This window comes from Mesorhizobium sp. WSM4845, from assembly GCF_055811455.1.
In genome coordinates, this window is the sequence record NZ_JBVVQA010000052.1 from 21,487 (window position 1) to 27,652 (window position 6,166).

Annotated in this window: 4 protein-coding genes; 3 read left to right on the forward strand and 1 reads right to left on the reverse strand. The window is 63.8% G+C overall.

Features of this window, described 5'->3' with window-relative positions:
• The 3 genes from AC0L2C_RS32860 to AC0L2C_RS32870 all read left to right on the forward strand — a co-directional run bounded on the left by AC0L2C_RS32860 (window position 1) and on the right by AC0L2C_RS32870 (window position 3,786).
• Window positions 1-366, forward strand: coding sequence for an MmcQ/YjbR family DNA-binding protein (locus tag AC0L2C_RS32860; protein ID WP_027153335.1), 366 nt, complete (start codon window positions 1-3; stop codon window positions 364-366).
• Between the two features lie 253 nt (window positions 367-619).
• On the forward strand, window positions 620-2,098 hold the full coding sequence (locus AC0L2C_RS32865; RefSeq protein ID WP_473525397.1) for a L,D-transpeptidase family protein: 1,479 nt from the start codon (window positions 620-622) through the stop codon (window positions 2,096-2,098).
• A gap of 137 nt (window positions 2,099-2,235) precedes the next feature.
• Window positions 2,236-3,786, forward strand: a complete 1,551-nt coding sequence (locus AC0L2C_RS32870) for an MFS transporter (protein ID WP_473525398.1) — start codon at window positions 2,236-2,238, stop codon at window positions 3,784-3,786.
• Between the two features lie 20 nt (window positions 3,787-3,806).
• Here the strand turns inward: AC0L2C_RS32870 and AC0L2C_RS32875 are convergent, their stop codons facing one another.
• Window positions 3,807-5,768, reverse strand: coding sequence for a M23 family metallopeptidase (locus tag AC0L2C_RS32875; RefSeq protein ID WP_287076410.1), 1,962 nt, complete (start codon window positions 5,766-5,768; stop codon window positions 3,807-3,809).
• Window positions 5,769-6,166: the final 398 nt, after the last annotated feature.

Below are 6,166 nucleotides of genomic sequence, written 5' to 3' on the forward strand. Positions count from 1 at the left end.
ATGACGTTGGACGACTACAACAGCTTCTGCGCCTCGCTGCCGTCGGCGACCCATGTCGTCCAGTGGGGCGGTGCTCATGTCTGGAAAGTCGGAGCCAAGGTCTTTGCGATCGGCGGTTGGAGCGATGGCAAGGAGCCGTTCGTCACCTTCAAATGCTCCGACATCGCTTATGACATCCTGAAGGAACAGCCGGGCCTTCGGCCCGCGCCCTATCTTGCCTCACGCGGCATGAAATGGATCCAGCGCCAGACAAGCCAAAGCATGGACGATGACGCGCTAAAAGACTATCTGCGCGAAAGCCACCGCCTTGTCGTGCTCAAGCTGACGAAGCAGGCGCGCAAGGAATTGGGATTCGCGGCCAGCTAGTGTTCTTGCTCCAGCCCGCCAGAAATCCGCCATCTTCATGCCCGGTTCATGTTGGAACCTTATGGTTGGCAACTGATTTGCTGGCGCAGGGGTTCGCCTGCCGCAAAGGCCCGAAAATCGAATTGGATTTTCGGAAAGCATGATGCGGAGTTTTTTAAGTGTTAGAGCGTCCCTGCGCGTCCGAAGGGACGCGCGGCGCTCTAAAGAGACAACGCCGGGCGGCGGCAATTACGGACCGGAGAATTTGGCCAGCATGTTCCGCACGATCTTCACCCTTTCGGCGTTCGCCGCCGGGCTGCTTTCTTCGAGTGTAATGGCCGCGCCGACGCAGGACATCGCGCCGCGATCTGCCCGCGCCGCGGATGCCCGAGCCGCGGATAGCCATGCTGTGCTGGTCGCCCAGAACGGCGATTTCGACGTCTACTACGACGCCAGAGGAAACCGCGTCATCGTCGATACGGAAACCGGCAAGGTGCTCGCCATCCAGCCGCCGCAGACCAGGTTCGATCGCCGCGCACTCCGCCGCGAGGGCTTGCGCAATCTCGGACCGGTCGAGGACGACCGCTATTATCTCGACGATCCGGAGGACACGGCGCGCTTGCGCCGCAGGCAATTGGAAGAGGAGGGCCTGATCGTCGTACCGCCGGTCGAGGAATATGATCCCTACGGCGATCCGGTGGACGCTTTTCCCGAAGCACCGCTGGATGGCGGCAACTATGGCAACAATTATCCGGAAGCGCCGCAGCCGGTAAGGCCGCGCACCGTCAAGCGCCAGCCGCTCAACGAGGCTGCGATCGAACCGGTCGAACCGACGGCGCCGGGCGACCAGGCGGCACTGCCGCCAAAGATCGACGGGAAGATTGTCGTCGATCCGTCGCTTTCACTCGGTGCACGCCAGGAGGTCGCGGCGCTGCAAGTGCTGCTCGACCGCGCCGGCGCTTCGCCCGGCGTCGTCGACGGACGCTTCGGCTCGAATGTCGACAAGGCGCTCGCCGCCTATAACGAGATCACCGGCAGCAATCTGCGGTCGACCGATGTGGTCGGCATCCAGGCGGCGCTTGAGCAATCCGGCGGCGATGCCTTCGCCTCCTACAGCATCACGCCCGAGGATGCGGCCGGCCCCTATGTCGCCTCGGTGCCGGAAGACTACGGCCAGAAGGCGCAACTCGAACGGCTGAGCTACACCTCAGTCACCGAAGCGCTGGCCGAGCGGTTCCACATGGACGAGAACTATCTGAAGGCGCTCAATCCGGAAGCCAATTTCAACCGTCCCGGCACGATCATCAAGGTCGCCAATTTCGGCAGGCTGGTGGCCACGCCGGTGGCACGCATCATCGCTGACAAGGGCAAGAAGCAGGCCCGCGCCTATGACGCGGCGGGAAAGCTGATCGCGGCCTATCCAGCCACAATCGGCTCGGCTGACACGCCTTCACCCACCGGCACGCATGCGGTGTCGCGGGTCGCTCTCGACCCGAACTACACCTACAATCCGAACATCAATTTCAAGCAGGGCGAAAACAACAAGATCCTGACCATCCCGCCGGGCCCGAACGGCCCCGTCGGCTCGGTCTGGATTGCGCTGGACAAGCCGACCTACGGCATTCACGGCACACCCGACCCCTCCAAGATCGGCAAGACCGAAAGTCATGGCTGCGTGCGGCTGACCAATTGGGACGCGCGCGAACTGGCAAAAATCGTGTCGCCGGGCGTCACGGTGGAATTCATCGACTGAGCCCTATCCCAAATCATCGCGCAGTCCTGGGTCAACCCGGGAGCAGGCTCTTTGGGCGACGTGATCCTGTTCTGGTTTCAACGACAGCAACCCTCTGGCCGGTTGTTGCCGGCGCATAGGAGGTCTAAGCAGGCTTCATGCGTTCTCCAAGCGAAGTCGCCGCCGAAGCCGTCCCCCTGGTCAGGCCGCTGCCGGCCGATACGTTCTGCCCGCAATCGCGCCGCAGGTTCGTGCTGATCGCGGCGATCTTGGCTTCCGCGCTCGGCTTCATCGACGGCTCGATCCTGGCCATCGCCACGCCGGCGATCCGCGTCGATCTTGGCGCCAGTTTCGCCGAGGCACAGTGGATTTCAAACGCCTATGCGCTGACGCTTTCGGCACTCATCCTTGTTGGCGGCGCCGCCGGCGACCGTTTTGGCCTGCGGCATGCTTTCGTGGCAGGCATCACGCTGTTCATTGCCGCCTCGCTTGCCTGCGCGGTGGCGCCGAATCCACCAATGCTCATTGCGTTTCGCGCCATTCAGGGCATCGGTGCTGCCATCATGGTGCCAGGCAGCCTCGCCATTATCGCCAAGGCCTATCCGAAGAAGGAGCGCGGCAGGGCGATCGGCATCTGGGCGGCAGCCTCGGCGCTGACGACGGCGCTTGGCCCGGTGCTGGGCGGCGTTGTCTTGTCGGCCTTCGGCGACGGCGTCTGGCGGGTGATCTTCGCGGTCAATCTGCCGCTTGGTCTTGTCTCGATCTATCTTCTGCTCGCCAAGGTCCCGGCCGACGCACCGACCGAAAAGCGCAGCCTCGATCTCGGCGGGGCTGCACTCGCCACCTTGGCGTTCGGAGCGCTTGCCTACGGCTTGACTTCGATGAGCGCAGAGGGCGAGGGGCAAATGTCCGGCCCGAGCATTGCCGCCGGCGCGGTGCTGCTCATCGTGTTCATTGTCTTCGAGCGCCGCCAGCGCGAACCGATGATCGATCTCTCGCTGTTTCGGGTCGGCGCCTTCGCCGGCGCCAATGTGGCGACCTTCTTCCTCTATTTCGCACTGTCGGCCAACCTGTTCTATCTGCCGATGCTGCTCATCGCCGGATGGGGGCTGAGCGCCGCCGAGGTCGGCTTCATCTTCCTGCCGCTGTCGGTCTTGATCGCGCTGTTGTCGGGGCCGGTCGGCCAGTGGTCCGACCGGATCGGTCCGCGTTTTCCGATCGCGAGCGGCAGTCTCGTCGTCGCTGTCGCCTTTGCCGGGCTTGCCTTGCTGGCCTATGCCGGCATCCACAGTTTTTGGTGGGGCGTGTTTCCGCTGATGGCGCTGATGGGGCTCGGCATGGCGCTGGTGGTGTCGCCGCTGTCGACGGCGGTGATGACGGCGGTCGAGGACAAGGATACCGGTGCTGCCTCGGGAATCAACAATGCCGTCTCGCGCATTGGCGGCCTGATCGCAGTGGCGGCGATGGGGTCACTGGCGGCCTGGGTCTATGCAGCCGTGCTGAACAGCGGTGCCGCATCCGGCATTCCGGGTTTCGGCGAACCGGCGCCGGATGTCGATGCAGCAAGGCTTGCCGCCAGCGACGCAGCGTTCGCAGCAGTCGCCTTGGTGACCGCGCTGCTTTGCCTGCTCTCGGCGATCGTGGCGTGGACAACTGTTTCCGGCGAGCGACTGCCATGGCCGCGTGGATCCGAGGCTCCGCAGCGCTGAGCAGCCAGGCCCAACTCGGCTCAGCCTTCGATCTTGGCGCTCGCGACCTTCAGCGAATCATTGTCTTCCTGCTTGAGCAGATCATCGATGCGCCCGCGCTCGCGCTTGAAGGCAACGAGGTCGTCGCCCTTCAGCACCTTGCCGACCGGCAGGCGAACGCGCATCGGGTCGACCTTGGTGCCGTTGACGATCAGCTCGTAGTGGAGATGCGGACCGGTGGCGAGGCCGGTCTGGCCGAGAAAGCCGATGGTCTGGCCTTGGCGGACGCGCACGCCCGGCGCGATGCCTTTGGCAAATGCGCTCTGGTGATTGTAGGAGGTCTCGTAGCCATTGGCGTGACGGAGGATGATCTGTTTGCCATAGCCGCCGGCCCAGCCGGCCTTCTCGACGACACCGTTGCCGGCGGCGATGATCGGCGTGCCGATGGCGGCTGACCAATCGACGCCGGTATGCAAGCGCACATAGCCGAGGATCGGATGCCTGCGGGCACCGAAGCCGGAGCGGAATTTTCCTGCGGGCAGGGGATTGCGCAGCAGGAATTGCTGGGCGCTGCGGCCGTCCTCGTCGAAATAGTCGGTGCTGCCGTCCTGCATCTGGAACCGGTAGAAATTACGCGTCGTGCCGCCGAAGCTCGCCGAGACATAGAGCAGCTCGGATTCGTCGGATGCCCGGTCGTCGCCATCCGGCTGCGAGAACAGCACCTCGATGCGGTCCGACGGATTGAGCCGCGACTGGAAATCGACACCGGACGCCAGGAGCTTGATCAGCCGCTTGGTCATCGCCTTGGACATGCCGTAGGAGTAGGCGGCGCGGTAGATGCCGTCATAGACGTTCGGCAGATTGCCGCGCACCACCACCGGCGGCGAATCATCGAACGCGGTCAGCAATTCGGGATTGGGCTCCGGCTCCTGCGCCGGCACATATTGGCCGTGATCATCGAGCGCGATGGTGACGATATGCTGGGCCCTGTCGTAGATGCCGGTGCGAACGACCTTGGCGGCGTCGCCATGGATCTCGAGGCCGACGCGCAGCACGGTTCCCGCCTTGAGCGCTGTCGCATTCAGCAATTTGGCGATCGCCTCGGCCATACCGGTGGCGTCCTCGCCGGTATAGCCCGAATCGGCGAAAGCCTCGACGATGTTGCGGTCCCTGGTGAAGGGGATGATCTCCTCGGCGAAGGCCGGCGCCTGATCGTCGGGGGCAGCACGCGGCGACACCGAGACGTTTTCCGGAACGATCCTGACGTCGTAGGAGCCGGCCATGCTCTCGGCGAATGCATCGCCGAATCGCTGCGGGTCGACATAATGCAGCGACGCGACCTGCACGGCGCCGTCGCTCAGACCCGTGCCGGCCTCGCGCACCACCTTTTCCACCTCGTCGGCGGACAAGTCACTCTTTTCGTCGAACGCTGCCGTCTCGATTGGGAAATCGACCGTTTTCAGGCTCAACTCGCTTTCGACCTTGGCGCCATAGATCTGGCCTGCGGCGGCGGTCGCTGGCTGACCGGCATTGCCGTCGCGGTCGTCGCCAAACACCTGCATCGGATTGAAAGGCGGATAGGCGCGGCTGGTCGTGTGCCCGGCGGCAAGCGCCATCTTGATCTGCACGAAAGGCATGGTGTGGATGACATCGCGGTCGCCGACCTTGGTCACCATCGGCACTTCCATGCGCCGGCGGTCCTTGGCCCTGGCGATCTGGCGCGGCGCCACCAGCCTGGTGGTCTTGGCGATCTCGCCGGAATCGTCGCCTCTCGCAAGGCTGATCAGTTCGGCGATTTCGGGCGGCGTCGCCAATTGCTGACGGCCGTCGAGGGCTGCGAACAGCGCCACACCCATCAGCACGCTCGACGTCACGCCGGTAAGAAAAGTGCCCGACAGCCAGCGCGCCGAAACCTCGCGCCGGTCGGGCGGGCCACTGCGACCGTCCGCAATCAGCGGCGGCTCGTTGCCGAGTTCGGCTATGACATTTTCCGTATCTGGCATCCAGAAAGGCTGCTTCTTCCCCGGGCGGGACGGCTTGTCGCTTTTGTTGTGGCCATGACATTTGCCTGTCACGGCGGGCGAAGTCAACGAAGCGGCTGGCTTCGGCCGAGATCCCCAGTCATACTTCTCTCTTAGTGGCTCTCTTACAGTCTCTTGTAAGGCGCCGCGCCAGTGGTGCTGCGCCAGCTTCGTTGGCGTTGGTGTCAAACCGCAATGCGGCGGCAATAGGGCTCCGTGGCGGTGTTCGGCTTTGTTATCCCCATGCCGCCGCGGAAGTCGGCTACCGAAAATCGGCGCCGCAATCTTTCGTCGCAAAAAATTCAAAAAAGATTGAAATGGTTGTTGACACTTTGGATGGGCGCCGACTATATACGCCTCACCAACGAGGGCGGCGCGCC

What these genes read in the sequence shown, in the direction of transcription:
- AC0L2C_RS32860 (WP_027153335.1), top strand. Translation starts at nt 1, where the DNA reads ATGACGTTGGACGACTACAACAGCTTCTGCGCCTCGCTGCCGTCGGCG.
- AC0L2C_RS32865 (WP_473525397.1), top strand. Translation starts at nt 620, where the DNA reads ATGTTCCGCACGATCTTCACCCTTTCGGCGTTCGCCGCCGGGCTGCTT.
- AC0L2C_RS32870 (WP_473525398.1), top strand. Translation starts at nt 2,236, where the DNA reads ATGCGTTCTCCAAGCGAAGTCGCCGCCGAAGCCGTCCCCCTGGTCAGG.
- AC0L2C_RS32875 (WP_287076410.1), bottom strand. Translation starts at nt 5,768, where the DNA reads ATGCCAGATACGGAAAATGTCATAGCCGAACTCGGCAACGAGCCGCCG.